The sequence below is a fragment of the Lentzea sp. NPDC060358 genome, from assembly GCF_042725365.1.
In the GTDB taxonomy this organism is placed as follows: Bacteria; Actinomycetota; Actinomycetes; order Mycobacteriales; family Pseudonocardiaceae; genus Lentzea.
The window spans coordinates 1-25,700 of the sequence record NZ_JBHXCW010000045.1 but is presented as its reverse complement, the minus strand read 5'-3'; the positions used below and the strand labels follow the sequence as shown (position 1 = coordinate 25,700).

29 protein-coding genes are annotated in these 25,700 nt (G+C 73.2%); 12 read left to right on the top strand and 17 right to left on the bottom strand.

The window, feature by feature from the left end; all coding sequences use genetic code 11:
- Window positions 1–209 precede the first annotated feature (209 nt).
- Window positions 210–2,855 (top strand): AAA family ATPase, encoded by a 2,646-nt coding sequence (locus ACFWGZ_RS13040; protein WP_382451689.1) that lies wholly within the window; start codon window positions 210–212, stop codon window positions 2,853–2,855.
- Here ACFWGZ_RS13040 and ACFWGZ_RS13035 read toward each other — a convergent pair.
- From ACFWGZ_RS13035 to ACFWGZ_RS13020, 4 genes are read right to left on the bottom strand one after another with little or no spacing between them, the layout of a single operon-like run.
- The gene (locus ACFWGZ_RS13035; RefSeq protein ID WP_382451688.1) at window positions 2,848–3,222 is read right to left on the bottom strand and encodes an ester cyclase; all 375 of its coding nucleotides are present in this window, start codon (window positions 3,220–3,222) and stop codon (window positions 2,848–2,850) included. The two genes, ACFWGZ_RS13040 and ACFWGZ_RS13035, sit on opposite strands and share 8 nt — an antisense overlap.
- Window positions 3,219–3,641 (bottom strand): Dabb family protein, encoded by a 423-nt coding sequence (locus ACFWGZ_RS13030; RefSeq protein WP_382451687.1) that lies wholly within the window; start codon window positions 3,639–3,641, stop codon window positions 3,219–3,221. The genes ACFWGZ_RS13035 and ACFWGZ_RS13030 overlap by 4 nt, the downstream gene beginning before the upstream one ends.
- Window positions 3,638–4,756, bottom strand: coding sequence for an MFS transporter (locus ACFWGZ_RS13025; protein ID WP_382451686.1), 1,119 nt, complete (start codon window positions 4,754–4,756; stop codon window positions 3,638–3,640). The genes ACFWGZ_RS13030 and ACFWGZ_RS13025 overlap by 4 nt, the downstream gene beginning before the upstream one ends.
- A gap of 45 nt (window positions 4,757–4,801) precedes the next feature.
- Window positions 4,802–5,830: a TDT family transporter gene (locus ACFWGZ_RS13020; RefSeq protein WP_382451685.1), complete on the bottom strand. Its 1,029-nt coding sequence runs from the start codon at window positions 5,828–5,830 to the stop codon at window positions 4,802–4,804.
- A 70-nt stretch (window positions 5,831–5,900) separates the two neighbouring features.
- Between ACFWGZ_RS13020 and ACFWGZ_RS13015 the strand changes: the two genes are divergently transcribed.
- Together ACFWGZ_RS13015 and ACFWGZ_RS13010 are read left to right on the top strand one after the other, a co-directional pair.
- On the top strand, window positions 5,901–6,830 hold the full coding sequence (locus ACFWGZ_RS13015; RefSeq protein ID WP_382451684.1) for a LysR family transcriptional regulator: 930 nt from the start codon (window positions 5,901–5,903) through the stop codon (window positions 6,828–6,830).
- Complete coding sequence (locus ACFWGZ_RS13010; RefSeq protein ID WP_382451683.1) at window positions 6,814–7,176, top strand: HNH endonuclease; 363 nt, start codon at window positions 6,814–6,816, stop codon at window positions 7,174–7,176. Before ACFWGZ_RS13015 ends, ACFWGZ_RS13010 begins: the two co-directional genes overlap by 17 nt.
- Before the next feature lie 90 nt (window positions 7,177–7,266).
- On the opposite strand, the gene ACFWGZ_RS13005 is transcribed toward ACFWGZ_RS13010, so the two are convergent.
- The 4 genes from ACFWGZ_RS13005 to ACFWGZ_RS12990 form a co-directional block, all read right to left on the bottom strand.
- Window positions 7,267–7,911, bottom strand: a complete 645-nt coding sequence (locus ACFWGZ_RS13005) for a hypothetical protein (RefSeq protein WP_382451682.1) — start codon at window positions 7,909–7,911, stop codon at window positions 7,267–7,269.
- On the bottom strand, window positions 7,908–8,192 hold the full coding sequence (locus ACFWGZ_RS13000; RefSeq protein ID WP_382451681.1) for a hypothetical protein: 285 nt from the start codon (window positions 8,190–8,192) through the stop codon (window positions 7,908–7,910). The genes ACFWGZ_RS13005 and ACFWGZ_RS13000 overlap by 4 nt, the downstream gene beginning before the upstream one ends.
- 82 nt (window positions 8,193–8,274) lie before the next feature.
- Complete coding sequence (locus tag ACFWGZ_RS12995; protein WP_382451680.1) at window positions 8,275–8,721, bottom strand: hypothetical protein; 447 nt, start codon at window positions 8,719–8,721, stop codon at window positions 8,275–8,277.
- Between the two features lie 74 nt (window positions 8,722–8,795).
- On the bottom strand, window positions 8,796–9,557 hold the full coding sequence (locus tag ACFWGZ_RS12990) for a hypothetical protein (RefSeq protein ID WP_382451679.1): 762 nt from the start codon (window positions 9,555–9,557) through the stop codon (window positions 8,796–8,798).
- A gap of 292 nt (window positions 9,558–9,849) precedes the next feature.
- Here ACFWGZ_RS12990 and ACFWGZ_RS12985 point away from each other — a divergent pair, with 292 nt between their 5' ends.
- Entirely contained in the window at window positions 9,850–11,253 is a 1,404-nt protein-coding gene (locus ACFWGZ_RS12985) for a YdiU family protein (RefSeq protein ID WP_382451678.1), read from the top strand.
- Window positions 11,253–11,648, top strand: coding sequence for a tRNA (N6-threonylcarbamoyladenosine(37)-N6)-methyltransferase TrmO (tsaA, locus tag ACFWGZ_RS12980; RefSeq protein ID WP_382451677.1), 396 nt, complete (start codon window positions 11,253–11,255; stop codon window positions 11,646–11,648). Before ACFWGZ_RS12985 ends, tsaA begins: the two co-directional genes overlap by 1 nt.
- Before the next feature lie 18 nt (window positions 11,649–11,666).
- Here the strand turns inward: tsaA and ACFWGZ_RS12975 are convergent, their stop codons facing one another.
- Complete coding sequence (locus ACFWGZ_RS12975; RefSeq protein WP_382451676.1) at window positions 11,667–14,228, bottom strand: ABC transporter substrate-binding protein; 2,562 nt, start codon at window positions 14,226–14,228, stop codon at window positions 11,667–11,669.
- A gap of 156 nt (window positions 14,229–14,384) precedes the next feature.
- On the opposite strand from ACFWGZ_RS12975, the gene ACFWGZ_RS12970 reads away from it, so the two are divergent.
- The gene (locus tag ACFWGZ_RS12970) at window positions 14,385–14,558 is read left to right on the top strand and encodes a hypothetical protein (protein ID WP_382451675.1); all 174 of its coding nucleotides are present in this window, start codon (window positions 14,385–14,387) and stop codon (window positions 14,556–14,558) included.
- Between the two features lie 68 nt (window positions 14,559–14,626).
- Window positions 14,627–14,818 (top strand): DUF3040 domain-containing protein, encoded by a 192-nt coding sequence (locus ACFWGZ_RS12965; protein WP_382451674.1) that lies wholly within the window; start codon window positions 14,627–14,629, stop codon window positions 14,816–14,818.
- Here the strand turns inward: ACFWGZ_RS12965 and ACFWGZ_RS12960 are convergent.
- The 5 genes from ACFWGZ_RS12960 to ACFWGZ_RS12940 are packed head-to-tail and all read right to left on the bottom strand — an operon-like array spanning window position 14,743 to window position 19,429.
- Window positions 14,743–15,831: a pyridoxal-phosphate dependent enzyme gene (locus ACFWGZ_RS12960; RefSeq protein WP_382451673.1), complete on the bottom strand. Its 1,089-nt coding sequence runs from the start codon at window positions 15,829–15,831 to the stop codon at window positions 14,743–14,745. The two genes, ACFWGZ_RS12965 and ACFWGZ_RS12960, sit on opposite strands and share 76 nt — an antisense overlap.
- A complete protein-coding gene (locus tag ACFWGZ_RS12955) occupies window positions 15,828–16,622 on the bottom strand; it encodes a Rossmann-like domain-containing protein (RefSeq protein WP_382451672.1) in 795 nt (264 codons plus the stop codon). The genes ACFWGZ_RS12960 and ACFWGZ_RS12955 overlap by 4 nt, the downstream gene beginning before the upstream one ends.
- A complete protein-coding gene (locus tag ACFWGZ_RS12950; protein WP_382451671.1) occupies window positions 16,619–17,404 on the bottom strand; it encodes an ABC transporter ATP-binding protein in 786 nt (261 codons plus the stop codon). Before ACFWGZ_RS12950 ends, ACFWGZ_RS12955 begins: the two co-directional genes overlap by 4 nt.
- Window positions 17,401–18,459, bottom strand: a complete 1,059-nt coding sequence (locus ACFWGZ_RS12945; RefSeq protein WP_382451670.1) for a FecCD family ABC transporter permease — start codon at window positions 18,457–18,459, stop codon at window positions 17,401–17,403. The genes ACFWGZ_RS12950 and ACFWGZ_RS12945 overlap by 4 nt, the downstream gene beginning before the upstream one ends.
- Complete coding sequence (locus ACFWGZ_RS12940; RefSeq protein WP_382451669.1) at window positions 18,452–19,429, bottom strand: ABC transporter substrate-binding protein; 978 nt, start codon at window positions 19,427–19,429, stop codon at window positions 18,452–18,454. The genes ACFWGZ_RS12945 and ACFWGZ_RS12940 overlap by 8 nt, the downstream gene beginning before the upstream one ends.
- Window positions 19,430–19,544: 115 nt before the next feature.
- Between ACFWGZ_RS12940 and ACFWGZ_RS12935 the strand changes: the two genes are divergently transcribed.
- Entirely contained in the window at window positions 19,545–20,723 is a 1,179-nt protein-coding gene (locus ACFWGZ_RS12935) for an MFS transporter (RefSeq protein ID WP_382451702.1), read from the top strand.
- Window positions 20,720–21,442, top strand: coding sequence for a TauD/TfdA family dioxygenase (locus tag ACFWGZ_RS12930; protein WP_382451668.1), 723 nt, complete (start codon window positions 20,720–20,722; stop codon window positions 21,440–21,442). Before ACFWGZ_RS12935 ends, ACFWGZ_RS12930 begins: the two co-directional genes overlap by 4 nt.
- Here the strand turns inward: ACFWGZ_RS12930 and ACFWGZ_RS12925 are convergent.
- From ACFWGZ_RS12925 to ACFWGZ_RS12915, 3 genes are read right to left on the bottom strand one after another with little or no spacing between them, the layout of a single operon-like run.
- The gene (locus tag ACFWGZ_RS12925) at window positions 21,439–21,993 is read right to left on the bottom strand and encodes a hemerythrin domain-containing protein (RefSeq protein WP_382451667.1); all 555 of its coding nucleotides are present in this window, start codon (window positions 21,991–21,993) and stop codon (window positions 21,439–21,441) included. The two genes, ACFWGZ_RS12930 and ACFWGZ_RS12925, sit on opposite strands and share 4 nt — an antisense overlap.
- Before the next feature lie 15 nt (window positions 21,994–22,008).
- Window positions 22,009–22,671, bottom strand: a complete 663-nt coding sequence (locus ACFWGZ_RS12920; RefSeq protein ID WP_382451666.1) for a hypothetical protein — start codon at window positions 22,669–22,671, stop codon at window positions 22,009–22,011.
- 1 nt (window position 22,672) lies between these two features.
- Window positions 22,673–22,999 (bottom strand): plasmid stabilization protein, encoded by a 327-nt coding sequence (locus tag ACFWGZ_RS12915; protein WP_382451665.1) that lies wholly within the window; start codon window positions 22,997–22,999, stop codon window positions 22,673–22,675.
- 80 nt (window positions 23,000–23,079) lie between these two features.
- On the opposite strand from ACFWGZ_RS12915, the gene ACFWGZ_RS12910 reads away from it, so the two are divergent.
- From ACFWGZ_RS12910 to ACFWGZ_RS12900, 3 genes are read left to right on the top strand one after another with little or no spacing between them, the layout of a single operon-like run.
- Complete coding sequence (locus ACFWGZ_RS12910; protein WP_382451664.1) at window positions 23,080–24,264, top strand: cytochrome P450; 1,185 nt, start codon at window positions 23,080–23,082, stop codon at window positions 24,262–24,264.
- The gene (locus ACFWGZ_RS12905; RefSeq protein WP_382451663.1) at window positions 24,261–25,055 is read left to right on the top strand and encodes an SDR family oxidoreductase; all 795 of its coding nucleotides are present in this window, start codon (window positions 24,261–24,263) and stop codon (window positions 25,053–25,055) included. The genes ACFWGZ_RS12910 and ACFWGZ_RS12905 overlap by 4 nt, the downstream gene beginning before the upstream one ends.
- Window positions 25,055–25,651, top strand: a complete 597-nt coding sequence (locus ACFWGZ_RS12900) for a flavodoxin family protein (RefSeq protein WP_382451662.1) — start codon at window positions 25,055–25,057, stop codon at window positions 25,649–25,651. Before ACFWGZ_RS12905 ends, ACFWGZ_RS12900 begins: the two co-directional genes overlap by 1 nt.
- The last annotated feature ends 49 nt before the right edge of the window (window positions 25,652–25,700 follow it).

Sequence of the window (25,700 nt, the reverse complement as noted above, 5' to 3'; positions counted from 1 at the left end):
TCCACGCACACGCATCGGAGAGCGGGCTACGGCCGAACGGAGGTATCCGGCATGTCAAACCGGACAAGTTTCGTCGAAATGGCCGTGACGTAATGCCGTGACTGGACGCGTTCCAGACCAGGCGGTCCCGGCGGGCCCCGGGCGGTGCGCCTGCGGGAGCGGCGTCTCAACAGCCTGGTTCGCGCCCGCTCGCCGGTACCGTTCGAGCTGTGACGACCCCACCACGCCTGCTGGGCCGCGCCGCCGAGCTCCGCTGCCTCGACGGCCTGGCCGCCGGCGCGCGCGAGGGCCGGGGCGGTGCCCTGGTCCTGCGCGGCGAGGCGGGCATCGGCAAGAGCGCGCTGCTCGCCCGCGTGCGCGAGACCGCGGCCGGGTTCGAGGTCCTGGAGGCGTCCGGGTCGGAGTTCGAGACCGAGTTCCCGTTCGCCGCGCTGCACCAGCTGTGCGTGCCGCTGCTCGGCCGGCTGCCGGAGCTGCCCGCCGGGCGGCGCTCGGCGCTGGAGGTCGCGTTCGGCCTGGCCACCGGCACGCCGGACGTGCTGCGGATCGGCCTCGCGACGCTCGACCTGCTGGCCGCGGCGGCCGCGGAGAGGCCGTTGCTCTGCCTGGTCGACGACGCGCACTGGGCGGACGAGGCGTCGGCGAAGGTCTTCGCGTTCCTCGGGCGGCGGCTCGGCTCCGACGCCGTCGCGATGGTGCTCGCCGTCCGGGAGCCCGCCGACGGGGTGCTCGGCGGCGGGGTGCTCGGCGCGGTGCCAGCCCTGCGGCTGGAAGGCCTGTCCGACGCCGAGTCCCGCGCGCTGGTGGCCGACGAGTCGGTCGACGCCAAGGTGCGGGAGCGGCTGCTCGCCGAGGCGCGCGGCAACCCGCTCGCGCTGCTGGAGCTGCCGAAGGCGGGCGGGTTCGCGCTGCCGGAGGTCGCGTCGGCGTCCGGGGCGGTCGAGGCGAGCTTCCGCGGCAGGGTGGCCGCACTGCCCGCCGACGCGCGGATGCTGCTGGTCGTGGCCGGTGCCGACCCCACGGGCGAACCGCGGCTGCTGTGGGCGGCGGCACGCGAGCTGGGCCTCGACCTGACGAGTGCGGGGGCGGTGGCCGAGGCGTCCGGGCTCGTCAGCCTGTCAACCCGCGTGCGGTTCTGCCACCCGCTGGCGCGCTCGGCCGCCTACCTGGCCGCCGGCACCGCCGAACGGCAGTCGGCGCACCTCGCCCTCGCCGCCGCCACGGACGCGGCCGCCGACCCGGACCGCCGGGCGTGGCACCTCGCGCAGGCCGGCACCGGGCCGGACGACGCCGTCGCGGCCGAGCTGGAGCGGTCGGCGTCGCGCGCGCGGTCCCGCGGCGGGGTGGCGGCCGCGGCGGCGTTCCTGGAACGGGCGGCGGCGCTGTCGCTCGACCCGGTGCTGCGGGCGGAACGCACGCTCGCCGCCGGGCAGGCCAAGTTCGAGGCCGGTGCCGTCGACGCGGCGGCCGCGCTGCTCGGCACGGTCGACGTCGCCGCGCTCGCACCGGCCCAGCTGGCCCGCGCCGACGTCCTGCGCGGGCAGGTGGCGCTGGTGTGGCACACCGAGAACGACGGGCCCGAGTTCGTGCTCAGGGCCGCGCGGCGGATGAGCGGCACCGAGGCCCGGCGGTGCGTGCTCGACGCGTTCGAGATGGCGCTGATGGTCGGCCGCGCCAGCGGTGTGATGGACGTCGTCGTCCGCGAGGCCGCGACGTTGCCGCCGGCGCGGGACGTGCTGAACGCGCTCGCCGTGCTCACCACCGACGGGCACCGGGCCGCCGTTCCCCTGCTGCGCCAGGTGTTCCGCGGCCTGGAGTGGACGGAGCACCCGGCGCTCGCCGTCATGCTCGCGGGCGAGCTGTGGGACGCCGACGTGCACGCGACCGTCACCGGGTGGCTGACGAGGACCGGGCGCGAGGCGGGGTCGCCGTTCGTGCTGCGGCTGGGGCTCGCGCAGACGGCCGTCATGGCGGTGCACGCCGGCGACTTCGGCGCGGCGCTGTCCGCCATCGCGGAGGAGGAGGCCGTAGCGGACGCGCTCGGCGTCGACCCGTTCCCGTTCCCCCGCCTGCACGTCGCCGCGATGCGCGGCCGTCGCGCGGAACTGCTCGACCAGGTCGAGCGCGGAACCCGGGCGGCGGCGCGGCGGCCGGGACTGCTGGTGGCCAACGCGCACTGGGCGTCCGCCGTGCTGCACAACGCGATCGGCGACTACCCCGGGGCGCTGGAGGCCGCCCGCCAGGCCGTCGAGCCGGGAGACCTCTACCTCGCGGGCATCGCCCTGCCCGAACTGGTCGAGGCCGCGGTCCGGTGCGGTGAGGAGAAGGCCGCCGTGGTCGCCCTGGAGGACCTCGCCGAACGCACGTCCGCGGCCGGCACCGACTGGGGCCTGGGCATCGGGGCCTACGCGCGGGCGTTGGTCTCCAACGACGAGGACGACTACCGCGAGGCCGTGCAACGCCTTTCGCGCACACCGGCGAAGCCCTACCTGGCGAGAGCGCACCTGCTGCACGGCGAGTGGCTGCGGCGCGCTGGCCGCCGGGTCGACGCCAGGGAACAGCTGCGCACGGCCCACGAACTGCTGTCCGGCATGGGGATGGAGGCGTTCGCGGCCAGGGCGGCGCAGGAGCTGCAGGCCACCGGTGAGGTGGCCCGCAGCCGGTCCGCGCCGGCCGCCGACGACCTCACCGCGCAGGAGCAGCACATCGCGCGGCTGGTGGCGACCGGGGCGACGTCCAAGGAGGTCGCCGCCCGGCTGTTCCTCAGCCCCCGCACGGTCGACGCCCACCTGCGCAACATCTACCGCAAGATGGGCATCAACTCGCGCCGCCGGTTGAGGGAGCGGTTCAGCTAGGGACCATGCCGAGCTGCTGCGCCGCCCACAGGCTGTCGGCGTTCAGCCAGTACTCGGCGATCCGGCCGTCCCGCACCCGCAGGACGTCCGTGCCGTGGAACGAGACCCCGTTCGCCTCGGCGAGCCAGCGCACCGCGTGGAACGGCTCCTGCGAGATCGGCCCCACGTCGACGGAGAACTTCAGCCCGGCCATCACCTGGTGCGACTCGCGCACCCACTCGACCAGTTCGTCGCGTCCCGCGCGGTTCTGCTGCGGGCCGCCGCTCAGCGGCGCCACGTGCCAGACGAAGTCGTCGTGGACGATCTTCCCGGCGAGCTCCAGGTCGCCGTTCCAGAAGTCGAGCCAGTGCTGGACCAGGTCGTTCATCGGGTCACCCCGTGGTGTCCGGGGGCGGCGCTGCCCGAGTACTCGCCGAGGCCGGTCACGAGCTGCGTCAGCTCGGGGTCGCTGTCGTAGCGCTTGCGGTGCAGGGCGGCGATCTTCGCGCCCATCTCCGGGTCCTCGTCGTCGGTGATGTCGAACGAGGCGAACCTGTCCACCAGCGGCAGGCCGACGCGGTCGGTGTCGCGGTGCGCGGGGTGGACCAGGTACTCCCAGTAGCCCTCGAGGTCCTCGATGACGAACGTGGCGCCCCACTCGTACTCGCCGCCGTGGTCGCGGCCGACGACGAACGACTTGACCGACGGGATCACGCGGCCCTGGTTGCGGAGGCTTTCGAGCGCCTCCTCCCGTTGGTGCGGCGAGACGTCCTCGCGCAGGGTGAAGCGGTTGCCGTGGTAGATCATCGGTTCTCCTTGTACGTCAGGGCGAGGACCGCCCCTGCGGTGGTGGTGACGACCCCGGTCCAGGTGAACGCGGCGGCGAGGCCCGCCTGGACCAGGGGCGCGAGGACGAGTGGCGACAGGAACTGCCCGAGGAAGATCCCGGCGACGAGGCCGCTGAGCACGCGGCCCCGGTGCGCGGGCGGGGCGAGGCCGGCGAGGCGGAGGTTGAGGTTCGGCACGGCCAGCCCGATCCCGAAGCCGCCGACGAGCAGGCCGGCGGTGACGAGGCCGATGCCGTCCGCGGCGCCGATCACCAGCCAGCCGGCGCCGAGCAGCGCCGTGCTGACCGCGGTGATCCTCCCCCCGGGCAGCCTCGGGAACGCGAGTGCGCCCACGGCGCCCGTCAGCGTGCTGCCGGCGACGACGAACCCGATGACGGCCGGGCCCGCGCCGAAGTCGCGCAGCAGGAACGGCAGCTGCGTCGGTGCCATGTAGAACACCAGCGTGGCCGCGAAGGCCAGCAGGTAGATCCAGACCGCCTGCCGCGGGAACCCCGCGCCGGCGGTCTCCCGCACCGCGCGCGGTTCCTCCTCGAGCCCCACGGCCGCCAGCGCGACGAGTGCCGCGACGGCGTAGAGCCAGAACGGCAGCCGCCAGTCGACGCCCGCGAGCACCCCGGCCAGTGGCAGGAACACCACCCCGCCGAGACTCGCGAAAGCCTGCTGCAGCCCCAGGAACCGCCCGCGTTCCGGCCCGTCGAACCAGTCGGTGATCAACGCGCTGACCGCGGTCATGACGCCGCCGACGGCGAGGCCCAGCACCGTGCGGGTGCCGAGCAGCACCGGCAGGCTGGTGACGAAGAACCCGGCCGTGCCGCTCAGCGCGTAGCCCACCAGGCTCGCCACGAGCAGCGGCTTGCGCCCGAACCGGTCGGCCACGAGGCCCGCGACCGGCGCGCTGACCGCGATGGCGAGCGAGGTGATCGTGAGCGCCAGCCGGACCAGCACGCCCTCGCCGTAGACCTCGCCCATCGCGGGCAGGCTCGGGGCGATGATCGCCGCGGCCATGATGGTCAGCGTGGCGGCTGCCAGGACCACCGCCCTGGCCGTGCGGGTCGGTGCGGTTCGCGTTGTCACACCGCTACCCTCGCGGCGGACGGGCGTTCTTCGCGTCGGCAGGCGTTACGTAGATCGGCGACTTAGGTAGTGCACCGTCCGCACGCCGACGGTCACCCACGCGAGCACCAGCGCGCCGTAGAGCACGACCGCGATGCCACCGAACAGCGCCGACGGCACCCGTGCCGCGAGCGCGCTCGTGCCGGTCACCAGCGTGCCGAGCGGGAAGACGAAGCTCCACCACGACAGCGCGAACGGCAGCCCGCGCCGGGCGGTCCGCACGGTCACCACGGCCGCCATCGCCAGCCAGACCACCGCGAAGCCCCAGGCGGCGGTGCCGTAGAGCACGCCGAACGCGCCCTGTCCCGGCAGCACGGGCACGGCGGCGAGCAGGTTCGCGGCGGTGATCGACTGGCCGAGCGGCCCGAGCACGATCCACAGCGTCGGCACGGTGGCCGCGGCGCCGGGACCGTGCCGCACGAGGCCCTGCCAGATCTGCGGGACGATCGCCAGCGTCGCGAACAGGCTGACGCCGAACAGCGCGTAGCAGCCGAGCACCATCGCCTGGCGCGCCTGGCCCTCCAGGTGCTGGGCGAGCAGCGCCCCCGACGCGGCGGAGACCATCGGCGGCACCACGGGCATGAGCCAGCCGCCGAACGCGCGCTCGCCGCTGCCGATCATCCGCACCGGCACCAGCACCGACGTCGCGAGCCCCAGCAGCGTGCCGAGCGTCCACAGCGTCCAGTCGACGGCGAGTGCGGCGGGCAGGCCGATCCAGTCGGAGCCGAGCAGCAGCGTGCCGGTGCCGACGGTCATCAGCGCCATCGGCGGCGCGCCCCAGAACTGGGCCATCACCGGGTCGCGCAGCTGCGCGCGGACCGTCGCCGGGGTCCAGCTCCGCACCGCCGCGACGACGAGGCCGGCGAGCAGCACGGCGTTGAGCGCCCAGACGACGGTGGCGGGCCCGCGCAGGCCGGGCACGGCGGCGGTCGCGACGATGCCGGTGCCCATCGCGGCGGCGAAGAGGTTGGGGCCGAAGGGCGCCGCTCGTCGCACCTCGGGGGCACGGTGTGGATGAGGTGCGAGAGCGGTCACGACCTGACGATGCTCCCCGCGCGCGGGTCCCGGTAGGCGCCGATCACCGATGAACACATAGGCTTCCCCTATGCCTCTGCCGTCCAGGGTCACCGACCTGACCAGCTTCGACCTGCTGCTGAGCGTCGCGGAGCTGGGGAGCATCGGGCGCGCGGCCCAGGCCCACGGCATGTCGCAGCCCAGCGCCAGCGAACGCCTGCGGACCCTGGAGGCGCGCGTCGGCGTGACGTTGCTCGAACGCACCCCCCGCGGCGCCAAGCTCACCACGGCGGGCCAGCTCGTGGCGGGGTGGGCGGAACCGGTCCTCGCGCGGGCGGCCGACCTCGACGCCGGCATCACCACCCTGCGCGCCGACCGGCAGTGCCACCTCACCGTCGCCGCGAGCCTCACGGTCGCCGAGTACCTGCTGCCCGCGTGGCTCATCGCGCTGCGGGGCGTGAGCGCGGACACCGCGACCGTGCTGACGGCGGGCAACTCCGCGTACGTCGCCGACAAGGTCCTCGCGGGCAAGGCGGCGCTGGGGTTCATCGAGAGCATCGACGTGCCGCCGGGACTCGCGAGCCGCGTGGTCGCCGAGGACGAGCTGGTGCTGGTCGTCGCACCCGGCCACCCGTGGGCCCGGCGCCGCCGCGTGAGCGCCACCAGGGCCGCCGCGACACCGCTGGTCAGCCGCGAGTCCGGCTCGGGCACCCGGCAGGCCTGGGAGCACGCGCTGCTCGCGGCCGGCGTGACGTCCTCCGCCGAGCCGCTGCTCGAGATGTCGTCGACGACGGCGATCAAGGCCGCGGCCACCGGCGGCATCGGCCCGGCCGTGCTGAGCGTGCGCGCGGTGGCCGCCGACCTCGCGACCCGCGCTCTGGTCCGAGTCGAGGTGACCGGCCTGGACCTGCACCGCGACCTGCGCGCCGTCTGGCCCGCCGGTCAGACGCCCCGGGGACCCGCCGCCGACCTACTGACCATCGCGACGCGTAGTCTCACGACCCGTGCCGACCGGCGGTAGCAAACAGGTTCGCGCGGCGCGCAAGCGCAAGAAGCGCATGGCCCGCGTCACCCACGACCTCACCGACGCCCAGTGGGACGCGCTGAAGACGTCGTGGGGCGGCTGCGCCTACTGCGGCGCGCTCGCGGGAGCGGTGCAGAAGGACTGCGTGCAGGCGATCTCGCGCGGCGGCAGGTACACGCTCGGCAACGTCGTGCCCGCGTGCGGGTCGTGCAACGCCAGCAAGTGCAACGCCGAGGTGACGGGGTGGCTGCGGCGCAAGAAGCTCGACGAGCGCTCGTTCCTGGTGCGGCACTACGAGATCTCGGCGGAGCTCACCGCCCGGTTCGCCGAGGTCGCGCCCTAGGGCCTGTCCCGCGCCCCTCGTCCGCGACCGTCGCGGACGAGGCCCACGGGACAGGCCCCAGCTCGACTGCCAGGGCGCTTCCCGGCCGGGTCACTTCTTCGCCGACGTGCCCGCCACCTTCTTGTTGTGCGCGTCGTACTGCTTCTTCGCCTCCCGCACGTCCGCGACCGTGCACCAGCCGTGCGCGGCGGAGGTGCGGATGTTGCGGACGCAGATCATCTCTTCCTTGTTCGCGTTCTCGGCGTCGGCGGTCACCCCGACCGAGGTGAAGTAGTGGCCGGGGTCGCCCTTCTTGAAGATCACGCACCAGTCGCCGTACGGGACGCCGACGAGGCCGGGAACGGCGTAGATGCCGGGCGGGGCGTTGGGGTCGAGGGTGCCGGCGGGATAGCCGGCGTCGATCTCCCGTCCCTCCCACAGCTCGCCGATGGCCCGCACGCTGGTGCGGTGCACCAGGTACTTCCCCTTCTCGTTGATCATCATGTCCAGCAGGGTCGCGACCGACAGCTGCTTCGACTTCGCCGCACGGTCCGGGGGCGGCTCGGGGAGGGGCGGCAGCGACACGGCGATGTCGTCCACCACCTGCTGGACCACCTGGCCGGTCAGGAAGTCCGCCAGCCTGGCCTGGTCGTGCCGGAAGGCGATCCGGGGAGCCACCGTCCCGTACGACCGCAGGGCCGACCGGCGCACCACCAGCCGCATCGTCGCGCGCAGGGCGAACACCATCGAGGTCATCGGGCGTCCTCCAGCGATCCGCCGGCGGCGAGCTCGGCGAGCGCCTCCCTGGTGTCCTCGGCGATCCACGCCAGCAGCTGCTGCCGGCTGACCTGCGCCCACTGCCCTGGATCGGCCCGCACGGCCTCGGCGACGCCGGCGGCGATGCCCGCGGCGATCTGCCCGGCCAGCTCGCTCGCGAGCTTCGACTCGGAGTCCGCGGGCACCTCGCGGCCCTTCACCGCCGGGGTGGCGGCTTCGGCGGGCGTCGAGCTTCGTTTGGGTGAAGATGTTTCGGCCATGCGCGGAGTGTGCCCGGTCGGTGATCCGCGGAGAAGGGCCGGAGGGGCAGCACGCGGGGCACCGCCACGGGCGCCCGTGATCTCAGGCGCTGTTGCGCACCGCGGTGAAGCTCTGGAAGAGCGCGTCCCACGCCTTGCGGCACCGCGTGTCGAGCGGCTCGTTCCCGCTCGCTCCCCCCGCGGCGAACCACGGTTCGCAGGGCTGGACCTCCCCCAGGTGGCGGCGCACGTCGGCGATCGCGGCCACGCCCGCGGGCGTGAGCTTCGACGACTGCTTCTCCGCCGCGTCGATCACGCCGGTCACGTCCGGCAGCAGGTGCACGCAGTTGTCGGCCGGGTCGACGGGTTCGCCGCGCAGGCGGGCCACGCAGTCGGTGAGCAGCACGCCGATGGCGTCGAGGCGCGGTTGCAGGTCCGGCAGGCCTTCGGCGGACGACGAGGGGGCGGCGGGGGTGATGGTGGGCAGCGACGTCGTCGACGTGCCGCACCCGACCAGCAGCAAAGCCAGCGCAAGGGCGGAGTAGCGCATGAAGGCAGCGTAGCGAGACGGCGAAACCGCCGGAGCGGGGGTGCTCCGGCGGCCTGCGCGTTCACCCGATCAGGTCAGGTGTTGATGTACGAACGGGCGCCGTTCGGGAAGCCGAGGGCGGCCGTGTCGCGGACGTCGTCGTCGACGACTGCGGACTTGCCCTTGCAGCCCGGCTCCGACCAGATCTTCACGGCACCGTCCAGCGACAGCGACTGGAACGCGCCGCGCAGGTCGGCGCACTGGGCGGACGGCTTCACGCCGGTGGCGAAGTTGGTACCGCTGAAGTCGTCGAAGTTCTTGCCGGTGAAGAAGGTCACGGACGTCGCCGGCTTGGCACCGGCCGCGGGCGGCGCCGGCTGGGGAGCCGGGGCCTCCGCGGGGGCGACGGCGCGCTTGCCCTCGGGGTTGACGACGAACCACTTGCCGCCGACGTTCTGGCCCTTGATGTCACCGGCCTTCTCGTCCTTGGAGAACAGGTAGACCGGGCGGCCGCCGATCGTCACCTGGACCTGCCCGTCCTGGCGCTTGACGAAGCCGATGTCCTTCCGCTTGATGCCGGGGAAGAACAGCTTCGTGCCCTTGGTGACCGTGATGGGGGGCCACGTCTTCGCGCAGTCACCGTTGCAATTGGACACTCCGCCGCCCACGGGGTCGTCGCTGAACCAGTAGACGCTGCGGCCGTTCCCGTTGACCACGGCGGGTTCCAGGCCGCCGGCGTTCGCGACGCGGAGCTCGACCCACTTCTGCTTCACCTCGGCGGGTGCGGAGGCCGGCGCGAGGTCGCCAGTGTTCTTGTCCGCCTTGTTGGAGTTGGCCGAGCCCCGCAGGAAGTCCACTTCGGACTCACCTGCGGGCGCCTGGCTCTCCTGGACCTGTCCCGACGCCGGAGCCGGCGAACCGGACTGCGCGGTGCCCTGCCCGCAGGCCGTCAACGTGACGGCACCGACCGCGAAAAGGGCAGCAACGATCCCAACTTGCTTGCGACGCATGGGGTTTCTCACTCCTGAGTGGACTGACGTTCAACCTGTTCCACCCCTGTCACGTACCTCCTCCCGGAACGGTTCAGCGGAGTTCGATCTGAGAGCGCGGTCACACCGCCGCTGGACGGCGCCGGGTAGCCTGGAAGGGGTGAACATCAGCCTGAGCAGCGACTTCGCCACCGCGGTCCCGGAGATGGCGGTGTCCTGGACCGCCGCCCCGGTCGCGGAGCCGGACCTCCTCGTCCTCAACGAGCCGCTCGCGCGCGAGCTCGGTCTCGACCCCGCCCGGCTGAGGGGCGACGGACTGCCGTTCCTGGTCGGCACCGGGGCGACCGGCGTGGCCCAGGCCTACGCGGGACACCAGTTCGGCGGCTACTCCCCCCGGCTCGGCGACGGCCGCGCGCTCCTGCTGGGCGAGCTGACCGACCCCGCGGGCCGGCTGCGCGACCTGCACCTCAAGGGGTCGGGCCGCACCCCGTTCGCCCGCGGCGGCGACGGGCTGGCGGCGGTCGGCCCGATGCTGCGCGAATACGTCGTCAGCGAGGCCACGCACGCCCTCGGCATCCCGACGACCCGTGCGCTGGCCGTCGTGGCGACCGGGGCCTCGGTGCAGCGCGAGGAACCGCTCGCCGGTGCCGTGCTGGCCCGCGTGGCCGCGTCGCACCTGCGCGTCGGCAGCTTCCAGTACGCCCGCAACACCGGCGACCTCGACCTGCTGCGCCGGCTGGCCGCCCACGCGATCGCTCGCCACCACCCCGGCAGCACGCCGCTGGAGCTGTTCGACCACGTCGTGGCGGCCCAGGCCGATCTGGTCGCGCGGTGGATGCTCGTCGGGTTCATCCACGGCGTCATGAACACGGACAACATGACGATCTCCGGCGAGACGATCGACTACGGCCCGTGCGCGTTCATGGAGGCCTATGACCCGACGACGAAATACAGCTCCATCGACCACCGCGGCCGGTACGCCTACGGCAACCAGCCGATCGTCGCCGAGTGGAACCTCGCCCGGCTCGCCGAGGCCCTGCTGCCGTTGTTCGACGACGACGAGGACAAGGCCGTCGCGCTCGCGACGGAGACGCTCGGCACGTTCCCCGAGCGGTTCGAACGGGCCTGGATCGGCGGCATGGGCGCGAAGCTCGGCATCTCGGCCGGCGTGAAGCCGTTGCTCGGGGACCTGCTCGAGCTGATGCGGGAGAACCACGTCGACTTCACGTCGTTCTTCCACCACCTGTCCGCCGCCGCCCGCGGTGACGCCGAGCCCGCCCGCTCGCTGTTCCTGGACCTCGCGGGCATCGACGCCTGGCTCGCCCGCTGGCGGGAGCACGGCCCGGACGCCGGCGTGATGGACCGGGTCAACCCCGTCTACGTCCCGCGCAACCACCTCGTCGAGGAGGCGCTGGCGGCCGGTGCCGCCGGCGACCTCGGCCCGGTGCGCGAGTTGCTGAAAGCGGTTACCCACCCGTTCGGGGCGCGGCCGGGTCTGGAACACTTCTCGGCTCCTGCGCCGCAGGACTTCAGCGCCACCTACCGGACCTTCTGCGGGACTTGATGAAACTGCAGCCCATCGGGCACGTCGAATCCTCCTTGCTGGACCGCGCCTCCGCCCCGAAGCAGGGCGACGAGGGCGCGCCGGACGCCTGGCTCGTCTTCGCCCCCGAGTACGCGCGGGCGATGCGGGAGCTCGAGGCGGGCCAGGACGTCCTCGTGCTCACCTGGCTCGACCGCGCCGACCGGTCGGTGCTCGCCGTGCACCCGCGCGGCGACCTGGACCGGCCGGAGACGGGGGTGTTCTCGACGCGGTCGCCGGACCGGCCGAACCCGGTGGGGCTGCACCGCGTCACGATCCTCGGCGTGGACGGGGTGAAGGTGCGGGTCGCACACCTCGAAGCGCTCGACGGCACGCCGATCGTGGACGTGAAACCGGTGCTGGGCGGCGAACGCTGACCTGCCGCCCGCCCCCGGTCACCGGGGGTCGTCCGGGCACCCGCCGTCCGGCTCCAGCCCCGGCACGAGGTCGGCGCGGAACGGCAGCTCCCCGCACAGCAGCCGCGGTGTCGAGGTCGTGTCGGTGTTGCCCTGCAACACCAGCACGGCCTTGTTCGCGGGCAGCCGCGTGCTGGCGCTGAACCCGATCGTCCCGGTGGCGCCCTGGATCGCGTTGTCCGGCCGGATGCTGCCGATGCCCGCGAGCAGCCCCTCCCGCACCCGTGCCGCCGGGTCGGTCCGGCGCACCTGCCGCACCCCCTCGGCCAGCACCTGCATCGCGTCGTAGGCGGCGGCCGACCGGCCGTCGCCCAGCGTCGGGCACGTCCTGCGGAACACGTCGAGGTACACCTTGTAGAACGGCACCTTCGCGCAGTCGGTCCACGCGGCCGGGCTCGCGAACGACAGGTAGTCCAGGCGCACGTTGGGGAACTGCGCCATCGTGCCCTCCAGGATGAACCGGGTGGACGAGTCGCTCGCGAGCACCGGCGGCGTGCCGCCCTGGCAGCGGCTGTTCATGCCGCGCAGGAACTCCGCCAGGTACTGCGCGCGCCCGGCGTAGAAGACGGCGTAGCCCGGCTTCTCCCCGCTCGGGCACGCGCCCTGGCCCAGTGAGGCGGGCGCGAGGCCTTCGTCGTCGTTCGCCACGCGGTAGGGCCGGTACTGGCTCACGGTGATCCCGCGTTCGGCGAACGCGGCCCGCGCGTCCTCGGCGAGGTTCTGGCTGTAGCGGTCGGTCGGGTCGCCGGAGTGGAAGATCGCCACGTCGGAGACGCCGAGCCGGGTCTGCGCGTAGTAGGCGGCCACCTTCGCCTCGCGCAGGTTGTTCGGGCCGACCTGGTAGTAGTACTCGTTGACGCCCGCCATGTCGTCGGCCGAGGTCAGCGTGCCGATGACCGGCAACGCGCTGCCGCCGAGGCGTTTCACCACCGAACGGGCCGTGTCGGTGCTGATCGACAGGCCCGTCACCGCGACCACGCTGCGGTCGCGCGCGGCCAGGTCGACGATCTTGCCGGCCGCGATGTCGCCGGAGGCCAGACCGCGCCCGCCGGGCCCCTCGCCGCCGTTGGCCAGCAGCATCCTGATGGGCACGTCGCTGGTCTTCTGCGCCACCCACACCCCGCGCAGCTCCTCGACCAGCGCGTAGAAGCTGTTGGCGGTGCTGGGGGTCAGCACGCTCAGGAACACGATGGTGACCGCGTCCGGGCGCGCCGCCGCCCTGCGGTTCTCCTCCACGATCCGGCCGTAGACGTCCTCCAGCGCGGGCCGGATGTCCGCGGGCACCCACTCGGGGACGAAGTGCCGCACCGGGTCCGCGGACACGCCGATGCACTCCGAGCCGACGCGTTCCAGCGGCGAGTGCGCCGACACCGACCACCAGTCGTCGCACCGGGCGGCGTTCAGGAACGGCACCGCCACGAGCGACGCGGCCACCAGCAGGAGCACCAGCGGCGCGGCGAGCGCCCGGCGCAGGCGCAGGGCGGGGAGCTCGGACAGCCCGCCGACCACGCCCCGTGCGGGCTCGGACGCGTCGGTGTCGAGCTCCAGCACCCAGTTCTCCGACCGCGACAGCTGCCGCAGCCAGTCGTGGTACCCGGCCAGCGCGTCCGCGACGTGCGTGCGCGGCACCTCCTCCGACTCCCGCGCGGCGACCACGAGCAGCGGATCCGGGCGGCTCAACGGGTTCGCGCGCCACGACTGTCCACTGCGGACGCCGCTGCGGGCCCGGCCGATCGCGTCGACCAGCCACGGGTCGGACGACTCCACCAGCAGCCAGGGGTTGCCGGTGCGCCGCCGGCCCGTGCCCCGCACCGTCCACCGCCGGTGGGCGCGCCGCAGGTCCTCCAGCAGCGCCCGCACGAGCAGGTCGCCGACCTCGTCCTCGTGCCGGTCCGCCAGGCGTTCCTTCACGACGGCGCGCGCGAGCCGGTAGAGCCCGTGCCGCGAGCGCCCGCCCAGCTCCTGCTCGCCCACCCACGTCGCGGGCCGCCACAGCAGGGCCATCAGCGCGAGGCCGATCCGCGGCATCAGCCCGATCACGAGCCGGATCCACCACGGGAAGTCCCGGGCGAGGTCTTGCGCGCCGTCCGCGGTCATCCGCACGCGCCGGCGCAGGTGCTGCCGGAACTCGCGCGCGATCTCGCGCTCCTCCTCGTCGGCCTCGACACCGGCGGGCAGCGTCAGGTCGAGCAGCCACCCGACGAGCGCGTAGTGCGGGAACCGCAGCCGGGCCGCGCCCCGCACGTCCCCCGCGAGCTGGCCCACGACGTCGTCGAGCAGCCGCCGCGCCGGCTGACCGTCCTGGACGTGCGCGAACGCGACCCGGCGGCCGCGCGCGGTGGCGGGCCGGTTCGCCAGGGCCTCGAGCGGGCTCGGCACCCCGGGCGGGCGGCGCAGCAGCACGATCGGCACCGGCACGTCGCGGGCGGGCCAGCGGGGACGGGTCGCGAGGCGGTCCAGCAGCCGCACGAGTTCGAGCGCGCCGCTGAACCGCAGGCCGCGCGTCTGCTCCGAGCCGAGGAACCACCCCTGTGACGTCATCCTGGACAGCGCCATGTCCCCCGCCCGTTCTGCCGGTCCCAAACAGAATCTCGACGGATTGTCGGGCAGGGGCCGCGGCGCATTAGCGGAAACCGCGGTATTCGAACCGGTGGAGAATGCGGTGATCCCGGCCCCGGCACCGGGTACCCGGTGGTCATGAGCCAGCCGATACCGCCGCCAGGACAGCCGCCGACCACGCCGGGACCCGACCAGCCGCGGCCGCCCGGCCCGGACACCGACCCCCTGCACCCGCCGGGCCCGGACCCCGACCCGCTGCGCCCGCCCGGCCCGGACCCGGACCCGCTGCCGCCGGCACCCGAACCGCTCTAGTGGTTTGGCCGGCTGTCGCACGGGGTACAGCCTGCGAGCGACAGCCGACCGACCCCGGGGAGCGCGCCATGCTCAGTCATCAGGAACAGCAGCGGCTCCTCGACATCGAAGAGCACTTCCGCGCCGCCGACCCCGATCTCGCCCGCGAGCTGAGCGCCGGTCCCGACGCGCGGCGGATCCGCCGTCAGCTCGCGGCGGCTCTCGTCTCCGTCCTCGCCGGCGTGGTGCTCGTCGCGCTGGGCGTGCTGATCCTGAGCTGACCGTTCGGCGGTGCCTGCGCGCGGTTCCAGCGCATCCGCGACCAGGGCAGGTCCATGTCCTCCAGCGCGCTGATCTGACGGGGAACCAGCTCCTGCGGCGCCATCGCCTCGGCGTGGCGGGAGTAGGCCGCGTCGACGTAGCGGTGCCCGGTGTCCGGCGCGAGCACGACGACGTGCCGGTCCGGGTCCAGGTGCTGCTCCCACCGCGCGGCCAGGTAGGCCGCGCCCGCCGACAGCCCGGCGAAGATCGCGTGCTCGCGCAGCAGGGCCACGCCGCCCGTCAGCGCCGCCTCGAAGCCGAACCAGTGCACCGTGTCGTAGAGCGCGTGGTCGACGTTGCCGAACGGGATCGAGCTGCCGATCCCGGCGATGATGATCTCCGGGTCGTGCACGTGCTCGCTGCCGAACGTGACGCTGTCGAACGGCTGCACCCCGACCAGTTCCACGTCCGGGTCGGTCTCGCGGAGGAACCGGGTCAGCGCGCCGGTCGACGCGCCGGTGCCGACCCCGCCGACGACGCTGAGCCGCGCGCAGTCGGCGTGCTCGCGCACGAGGTCGGCGATCGGCCGGTAGCCGCGGTAGTGGACGTCGTCGTGGTACTGGCGCATCCAGTGGTGCCGCGGGTGGTCGCGCAGGATCTCCCGCACCCGTGCCACCCGCCGGCTCTGGTCGAGCTTGAGGCTCGCGGATGGCGGCATCGGCTCGACGGTGGCGCCGAGGATCTCCAGCTGGGTGCGCAGGGTCGTGTCCACGGTCGTCGAGGCGACGATGTGGCAGTGCAGGCCGTAGCGGTGGCACGCGAGCGCCAGCGCGTGGGCGTAGATGCCGCTGGAGCTGTCGACCAGCGTGTCCCCGTGCCCGATCGTGCCGCGTTCGAGCAGGAACCGGACGGCTTCGAGGGCGGAGGCGACCTTCATGGTCTCGAAGCGCAGGCACAGGGTGCGGGAGTCGAGGCGTACCAGGGCGGGACGGCTGAGGGCGTCGGCGATGTGGTGGTCCACGTCTTCTCTCATGCTCGGTAGCGGTACAGCGCCGTCTCGTCGGCGCTGAACTGGGAGAACGGGAACGGCTCCGCGGACAGGGCGGTGACGCCCGCGCCGAGGAAGTGGCGGGCGACGGAGCTCGCGGTCTGGGCGTACACGACCAGACCGATGTCCCGGTCCCGGCAGGTGCGCAGAATCTCGTCGAACGTGCCGTTGCCGACGGTCATGCCGGTGGCGACGACGGCGTCCGCGACGCCGAGGACCTCCCGCATGTCCGGGGTCACCGGGTCGCCCCACTGCGTCGTGCGCAGCTGCAGGTCGCACGGCAGGCATTCGGCGCCGCGCTCGCGGATCGCGGCCACGAGCGGGTTCACGACGCCGATCAGCGCGACCTTGGCGCCGGGTGCCACGTCGAGCAGACCGGCGACGGCGGCGTCCCTGGCGCGCGCCCGTTGTTCCGGCGTGCCGGCGGGCAGCACGACGCGCTCGGCGTCCGAGGTCCGATGTGGACGGACGCTGCCGAGGTAGGCGTCGAGCGCCGCCACCCGCACGGGAGCCGGCGCCTCGGCGAGCAGGGTCGCGACGGGTGCGCCGGAGTAGTCCGCGCACAACGCCGGATCGGCGTCGCCCTCCGCGAACGCGCAGGCGCCGAACGCCGTCCCGACGCGGGCCAGCACGTACTGGTTGCGGTAGGTCGTGTCACCGCCCGCGAGCCTGGTCCCGTGGTGCGCCCAGAACACGCTGGTGACCGGGATCTCGCGCGGATCCGGTCCGTGCCGTCCCTCCAGGACCTCCGCTATCAGGTCGTCCACAGTGGTCACTTCGTCGCCCCCTCCTGTCGGACCGGCTCGCGGTAGCCCACGGCCAGGTGGCCCAGGCCGTCGCGGCCGATCTCGGCTTCCACTTCGAACACCTCGCGCAGCAGCGGCGCGGTCAGCACCTCGGCGGCGGGGCCGTCGGCGACGACACCGCCGCGGTGCAGCAGGACGAGCCGGTCGCAGTACCGGGCCGCCAGGGCGAGGTCGTGCAGTGCCACCACCACGGTCTGCGGCGTGCGGCTCGCCAGGTCCATCAGCTCGAGCTGGTGGCGCACGTCCAGGTGGTTGGTGGGCTCGTCCAGCAGCAGCGCCGACGTGCGTTGCGTCAACGCCCGCGCGAGGTGGGTGCGCTGGCGTTCGCCGCCGGAGAGCTGCTTCCACGGCCGGTCGGCCAGACCGGTGAGGTCGAGCCTCGTCAGCGCCTCCCCGACGATCTCGTGGTCGGCGGCGTCCGGGCCGCGCCACCGCGACCGGTGGACCGTGCGGCCGAGCATGACGACCTCGGCGACCCGCAGGTCGCTCTCGGTGTCGGCGGTCTGCTCGACGAACGCCAGCCTGTGCGCCCGGTCCCGCGCCGGCCACCGGGTGATGTCCACGTCGTCGTAGCGCACGTGGCCCGCGGTGGGCGTGCGCAGACCGGCGATGCACCGCAGCAGCGACGACTTGCCGGACCCGTTGGGCCCGATCAGGCCCACGGTCTCCCCCGGCGCCACCGCCAGCGACACGTCGCGCACGATCGTCTTGCCGGGCACGCCCCAGCTCAGGCCCTCGACGTCGATCCTCACAGCTCTCCCCTCCTGCGCAGCACCAGCAGGAAGAGCGGCACGCCGACGAGCGCGGTGAACACGCCCACCGGCACCTCCAGCGGCGCGAAGACCACGCGGGTGAGCGCGTCGGTCCAGACCAGGAACACCGCGCCGACCACGGCCGAGAGCGGCAGGAGCTTGCGGTGCAACGGACCCACGAGGAACCGGACGCCGTGCGGCACGATCAGCCCGACGAACCCGACCGCCCCCACCGCGGCGACGGCCACGGCGGTCAGCACGGAGGTCGTGACCAGCAGGACGATCCGCGTCGCGCGGACGTCGATGCCGAGCGAGGCCGCCGTGTCCGTGCCGAACGCGAACCCGTCCAGCGCGGCCGAGCACAGCCACACCACCAGCAGTCCGGCGGCCAGCACGACCGCGCACACCGCCACGGAGGTCCAGCGCGCCGACGCCAGCGAGCCCAGCAACCAGTTGGTGACAGCGCGGATGCTGTCGGCGTCACCCGAGGACAGCAGGATCAGCGAGGTGAGCGCGGCGAACAGCTGCCCCACGACGACCCCGGTGAGCACGATCCGCGACGAGTCCAGCCCGGTGCGGCGCAACAGCACCAGCAGCAGCCCGAACGCCACCAGCGCGCCGACCAGCGCGCCGCCGGTCATGCCGAGCTGCGAGCCAGCGAACCCGAGCACCACCACGACGACCGCGCCCGTGGAGGCACCGGAGGACACCCCGAGCAGGTAGGGGTCCGCGAGCGAGTTGCGGGTGATGCTCTGCAGGGCCGCCCCGCACACCGCCAGCGCCGCTCCGACCAGTGCCGCGAGCAGCACGCGGGGCAGCCTAAGGTCCCAGATCAGCGAGTCGAGCAGCCGGGGCAGCGGTACGACGGGCAGCCCGAGCCGCGCTCCCGCGGCACGGCCGATCTCCTCCCAGCTCGCCCCGACGCCGATGCGGACGGACACCACCAGCGACACCGCGAGGACGACGAGGCCGAGCACGACCACGAGCGCGTCCTTGCCGCGCCGCAGGGACTTCCGGGGTGTGAGGACGGGGTCGAGCAGTGCCGCCTCAGCCACGGCCGGCGATCTTGTCCAGGCCCGCCCCGAACGCCTTCAGCGCGTCGACCGTGCGCACCGACGGGTCCATCTCGATGCCGGGGATCTCGATGACCTTGTTCTGCCGCAACGCCTCCAGCTGCGAGACCACCGGGTGCTCGCGCATCATCGCGATCTTCTCGCTCGCCTTGTCACCGGGGTTGCCGCGCTCGGACAGGTCGCCGACCACCACCACGTCGGGGTTGCGGCGGGCGATCTCCTCCCAGGAGGCTTCCGGCCACTCCTGGTTCACGTCGTCGAACACGTTGACCGCACCGGCGATCTTGCTCATCTGGCTCGCCATGCCGTCCTTGCCGGCCACGTACGGCACGCCCTTGAACACCGAGTACACCCAGACGACCTTGACCGGTTCCCGGTGGACCGCCTGGACTTCGGCGAGCGCGGCGCGCTGGTCGTTCGCGAGCTGCGTGGCCCTCTCCGCGGCGCCGAAGATCTTCCCGAGGTTCTCGTAGTCGCGGAACAGCCGCTCGAACGGCGCGGTCGTGCCGTCCGGGCAGTTCACGGCGCTCACGAACGTCGGCACGCCGAGCGAGGCCAGCTCGTCGCGCGTCCCGGCGCGGTCGGGGGTGAACTGCTCCTGGAACGACGACACCACCACGTCGGGGTTCGCCGCGCGCAGGGGTTCCGAGGTGATGACCTTGGGCGAGAGCACCGGGATCTTCGCGTAGGCGTCGGCGAACTTCGGCGACACCTTGGTCTTGAGGTTCGCGGTACCGGCCATGCGGTCCTGCAACCCCAGTGCCAGCAGGGTTTCCGTCGAGCTCTGGTCCAGCGTGACCGCCCGCTGCGGGGCGCCGGCGAACGAGAGCTGCCTGCCGCAGCTGTCCACCACCACCGACTGGGCCGTCGGCGCCGAAGCGCTGTCCGGGGTGGCGCAGCCCGCGGCGAGCACCGCGACCAAGGCCAGGCCGAGACGGGCGGGGTGGTGCATCGGATCCTCCAGAGATTCACTCGAACGGCTTGCGCTACTGTAACGACAATCATTTTCATTGCAAGCCTGCCGGAAGGTCGAACGCGTGGTCCACGACACAGTGCGCAGCCCGTCGGTGCTGCGCAGCACCACATTTCTCCGTCTCTGGACCGCGACCACGGCGTCGGGCATCGCGACCTGGGCGCTGCCGTTCGTGCTGGGCCTGGCCGTGCTCTCGCGGTCGTTGACGGCCGTCGAGCTGGGCGTCCTGCTGGCCGCGCGCACCGCCGGTTTCCTCGCCGCCGTGCCGGTGAGCGGCGTGCTGGCCGACCGCTACGCCCGCCGCCGGGTCGTGCTGGTGTCCGGCCTGGTGTCCGCGCTCGCCGCACCGGTGCTGGCCCTGTCCGCGGGCGGTTCGCTGATGGTCGCCGCCCTCGCCGCGGCGGCGATGGGAGCGGGCCAGGGCGCGTGCCGCCCGGCGTTCCAGGCGCTCACGGCCGAGGTGGTCGCCCCGGACCAGCGCCAGCAGGCCAACGCCGCGATGACGCTGTCGGTGCGCGTGACCACGCTGGTGGCGCCGGGACTGACCGCGCTGCTCGCGCTGGTGCTGAACACACAGGCGCTGCTGCTCGGCATCGGCGCGCTGTGGCTGGTCGCCGCGCTGGTGCCGCCGGCCGGGACCGGTGCCGTGGCGGGTGCGTCCGGTTCCGGGTTCGTGGCCGACTTCTGGGAGGGCGTGCGGGAAGCGCGCCGCCACCCGTGGTTCCTCGCGGGACTGGGCGCGCTGACCGCCGTCATCGCCACCGGCTACTCGGCCACGGGCGTGGTGCTCCCCCTGGTGAGCCGCGACCGCTACGACACCGAGGCCGTGCTCGCCGGCGCCCTCACCGCCTACACGCTCGGCGCGCTCGCCGGCGCGCTGCTGATCGCCCGGTGGCGGCCGCGGCGCGCGGGCTGGACCGCGCTGGCAGGCCTGGCGCTGTACGGGTTCGCGCCGCTGAGCCTGCTGCTGCCGGTGCACCCGGTCGTCGTGATCGCGGCCTACGTCGTGGCGGGCCTCGGGATCGAGCTGTTCAACGTCCCGTGGTTCACCGCGACCCAGCGCGAGGTCGAGCCGTCCAAGCTGGCCCGGGTGTCCTCTTTGGACTTCCTGATGTCGTACGGGCTGGCGCCGGTCGGGCTCGCGCTGATCGCACCGGCGATCGCGGCGTTCGGCGCCCCGGCGGTGCTGCTGGTGTGCGCGCTGATCTGTTTCGCGGCACCGGCCCTGGCGGCCCTGGTGCCGTCGTCGCGCGACTTCGGGCCGCGCCGGTGATCCCGGCTCGGGTACCGGCCCTGGACCCCGCGGCACGGCGTGCTCTGGCGGACACGGATGCCGTGGTGCTGACCGGCCTGCCGAACTCCCCCGCGTCGTTGCCGGTGGCCGCCGCCCGGCTGTTCGGCACGTCGTTGCGCGAACTGTTCCCCCACCGCACGAGGACTTCCGTCGACGGCGGGGTCGTGGGCCTGCACGCGGACAGCTTCGACGTCGTCGTGGACGTCGGCGGGAGGCAGGTGCGGCGCAGGCACCCGGACGAGGACCACGTGCTGATCTCGCTCGCGGCCGCGGCACCGGAGGGCGGCCTGTCCTTCGTGCTCGACGCGCACGAGTTCACCGACTCGCTGGACGCGGAGCTGATGGACTTCCTCACGGGCACCGACGTCGACCTCTACGGCCGCTGGGCGCAGACGCGCGGCCTGCCCGCGGCACCGCGGGTGGCGCGGCACGTCGAGTACACCCGCACCGGCCGGCGCATCACCCGGCGGTCGGACGGGGCCACGGCCCTGCACCGCGACCCCGCCGCCGACCGCGTCGAGGCCCTGCTCGCCCGGTTCGACACCGAGGTCGGCCGGGTGCAGCGGACGCTGCCGAGGTTCGGACTCGAGGAGGGCGACGTCCTGGTGCTCGACAACTACCGCTGCTGGCACGGCCGGGACGCCCACGTGGGGTCCCGGACCGTGCACGTCCAGACGATCAGAACCGACGAGGCCTAGGAGGAAGCGGCCTTCTCCAGCTCCTTCTTCAGCTGCGCCTTGCTCATGCTCGCGGCCCCGGCCAGCCCCATGTTCCTGGCCTGCGTCAGCAGCTCCTCGCGCGTGGCCTGGCCGGGCATCTCACCGAGGTGGTCGGCCCGGCTGCGGGCGAACAGCTCGCCGAGCTCGTAGCGGCGTTCGGCGCTCAGGCGCTGACGCATCCCGGGCAGGACGGTCTTCTCCTCCTCCTCGACGTGGTGCGTGATGGAGTCGACGACCTCCTTCAGCGCCTTGTCGTACTGCGGCGAGTCGTAGTCGCAGTCCAGGAGCTTCGCGAGCAGCTGCTCGGCCTCGGCGTGCTCCTCCTGGCTGTGCTCGACCTCGTCGTCGCCGCCCGCGTCCTTGGCCGCCGGGTAGACCTCGGACTCCTCGGCGCGGCTGTGGGCGACGAGCAGGCCGCAGAGCACCGGGGTCAGCAGCGGCCGCTTCTCCGGGTGCTTCTCCAGCTCGTCGAACAGGCGCTCGACCTCGCGGTGGTCCTGCATGATGAGGTCGACGACGTCGTACTGCATGGTGGTGGTTCTCCTTCAGTTCGGGTTGTTCCTCGGGAAACGCGTGGCGATGGGGGCGAGACCGCGCCGGCCGATGCGGCCGAGCGCGACGCCGAAGGCGCTGATCACGGCCGCGGAGACCAGGACGCCGAGGACGATCGACCAGGTCAGGCCGACGCCCAGCAGTCCGGCGGCGGCACCGGCGACCACGCCCGCGACCAGGCCGTTGACCAGGTTCACCAGTCCGGACACGCCCAGTGCGGTACCGATCAGGCGGGGACGCCTGGCCCCGCGCCAGCCGGTCTGGCCGCTGTCCGCCTCCACGCCCGGGGTGTCGTCGTGCATCTGGCGCACGAAGACCTCCCTGGTCGACGGCTCCAAGTCGGCGTAGACGTGCCGGATGCGGTTGATCCCCAGGCCCGCTTGGACGTCCTCGATGGTCAGCTCGACCGTGCGGAACAGGGTGGCGAGACCGATCAGGAACAGCGCGCCGAAGAGGACGAGCACCAGCGTCAGCAGCACGGTCGGCGAGACCACCTGGGCGACGAAGCCGAGGGCGATCATGGCCGCGGAGATCGCGGTGAGCAGGTGTCCGGCCCGGCCGGTCGCGTCCGTGATCGTCGCGGTGCGGATCATCTGCAGCGTGTTGTGCTCCATCGTGAGGATGGTCAGCGCCGCGTTCTTGTCCACATCGGACACGTCAGTGCCCCAGAGCGCTCGCGAGCTCCTTCTTGGTCATCGTCGAGCGGCCCTTGACGTTCTTCTTCTTCGCCTCGTTGTAGAGCTGCTCCTTGGTGAGGCCCTTGGGGCGGTTGGTGCCCGACCGCTGCCCGCCGCGCCTCTGCGGCGACATGTCCTCTGTGGACGACCTGCTGGCCGTTTTCGACTCACCGGCCTGAGCGCGGTTCTTGTTGACCGTCCGCGCGGCGATCTCCTTCGCCCGCTTCGGCGACGCGCCGCGTTCCTCGGCGGAGTCCTTGATGTGCTTGTACTGGCGTTCGCGTTTCGCGTTCGATCCCGCTGGCATCACGACCTCCTGGTTCGAGCTGACCCGCGAATACCCCCGGCCGGGACGGTTCACACACCACCGGCCGGGTAGCCGGGCGCATGGCCATCTCCTCCCGCCTCGACACCGCCCGCGTGCTCTCGACCGTGCTGCTGCCCACTCTGGCGAAGGGTGTCATCGTCCGCCGGCCAGGCGTTCTGTCCGTCGCGGAGAAGCTGCAGTCGGACGCGAGGGCCGTCGGGACCATGCGCGCGCTGCGCGACCGCTACGGCCCTGAACCGGTTCGGCTGCGCGTCACGGGACGCAGCATCGCGATGCTCGTCGACCCCGCCGACGTGGGTCGCCTGCTCGACGGGTCACCGGAGCCGTTCGCGCTGGCCACCAGGGAGAAGAAGGCCGCGCTCGCGCACTTCCAGCCGCACGGCGTGCTCATCTCCGAGGGCGCGGAGCGGGAACGGCTGCGGGAGGTCAACGAACGCGCGTTGCGCCCGGAGAACGTGCCGGTCGAGGCGATCGTGCGGGACGAGGCCGACCTGCTCACCAGGCACGTGATGAGCACCGGCGAGCTGACCTGGGACTCGTTCACCCAGACGTGGTGGCGGATCGTGCGCCGGATCGTTCTCGGCGACGGCGCTCGCGGCGACGACCAGCTCACCGACGACCTGCGGGCTCTGCGCGGCAACGCGAACTGGGCCTTCCTGCACCCGAGGCGGGACGAGCTGCGCGACCGCTTCCAGCGCAGGCTCGACGGCCACCTCGCGCGCGCCGAGCAGGGCAGCCTGGCCGCCCAGCCGGGTGACATCGCCGGCCAGGTCCCCCACTGGCTGTTCGCGTTCGACGCCGCCGGAATCGTCACGATGCGCGCGTTGGCCATCGGTGGCCGCGGCACGCACGGCGTCCTGGAGTCCGCGCGGTTGTGGCCCACGACCCCGGTCATCCTGCGGGAGAGCACCATCGCGACCCGCTGGCACGGCACGTGGCTGCCGGAGAACACGCTGTTCGTGGTGTTCACGCCGTTCTTCCACCGCGACCCCGACCGGCTGCCGTTCGCCGACCGGTACGCCCCGGAGATCTGGGACCGGCCGCTCGCCCCGGCGATCGTGCCGTTCAGCGGCGGTCCCGGCGTCTGCCCCGGTCGCGACCTGGTCCTGGCCACCGGCAGCGCGATGCTGGACGCGCTGGGCGAGCACCTGTCGTTCCCCGTGCTCGACGCGCCGCTGCCCGCCACGCTGAACCACTTCGCACTCCGCATGCCCGCGTCTTCCGCGGGTACACGCGTGTCATGAACGCACCCCTGCACGCCGTGGTGACCGGGGCCGACTCCGGCATCGGCAAGGCCGTCGCCGTCGCACTCGCGGGCGGTGGCGTCGACGTGGGCATCACCTACCACCGCGACGCCGGCGGAGCCGCGAGAACGGCGGACGAGGTGCGCGGGAAGGGCGTCCGGTGCGCCGTCCGGCAGCTGGACCTGACCGGCCTGCCGGCCGCCGCGTCCGTCGTCGACGAGCTCGCCGCCGAACTGGGCGGGCTCGACGTGCTCGTGAACTGCGCGGGCACCGGCAGCAGCGAGAAGTTCCTGGACATGTCCTTCGAGAAGTGGCGCGAGGTGCTCTCGGTCGACCTGGACGGCGCGTTCCTGTGCTGCCAGCGCGCCGCCGCGCACATGATCGCCGCCGGACGGGGTGGCCGGATCATCAACATCACCTCCGTCCACGAGCACCTGCCGCGCGTGGGCGCCGCGCCCTACTGCGCGGCGAAGGCCGGGCTCGGCGCGTTGACCGAGGTGCTCGCGCTCGAACTGTCCGAGCACGGCATCACCGTGAACTCCGTGGCGCCCGGCGAGATCTCGACGCCGATGACGGGTCAGGAGGACGTCGACCCGCACACCGAGCCGCGTCCCGGCGTGCCGCTCGGCCGTCCGGGCAGCGCGCACGAGGTGGCGGCGGTGGTGGCCTTCCTGGCCACGCCCGCCGCGTCGTACGTCACGGGCGCCTCGGTCGTGGTGGACGGCGGAATGTCCCTGATGGGACCGCAAGCCAGTGGAATGCTCGCCGACGAGAAGTGGAGGCAGCCCTGATGCGTGCCGTGGTGCTCAACTGCACCCTCAAGAAGTCACCGGAGGAGTCCAACACCGAGAAGCTCGCCCAGGTCGTGATCGACGAGCTGGTGCAGAAGGACGTCCAGGTCACCACGTTCCGCCTGGCGAACCACAACATCATGCCGGGCGTCGTGACCGACGCGGGTCCCGGCGACGACTGGCCGCAGGTCCACGCGGCGCTGCTGGAGGCCGAGATCCTGGTGTTCGCCACGCCGACGTGGGTGGGACACCCGTGCTCCATCGCGCAACGGGCGCTGGAGCGCATGGACGCGATGATCTCCGAGACCGACGACGAGGACCGCCCGGTGGCCTACAACCGGGTGGCGGGCGTCGTGGTGACCGGCAACGAGGACGGCGCGCACCACGTGATCAGCGAGATCAACGGCGGTCTGTGCGACATCGGGTACACGATCCCCGGCCAGTCGTGGACGTACTGGAACCGCGGTCCCGGCCCGGGCCCGAGCTACTCGGAGACCGGCGAGGGTCACGAGTGGTCGGAGAAGACCGGCCGCACGATGGCCGCCAACCTGCACGCCGTCGCCCTCGCCCTGGCGGAGCGCCCGATCCCCGCCTGAGCCGGCGCGACCGGTGCACCGGGCCCCGGAGTCCGCCCAGGGCGGACTC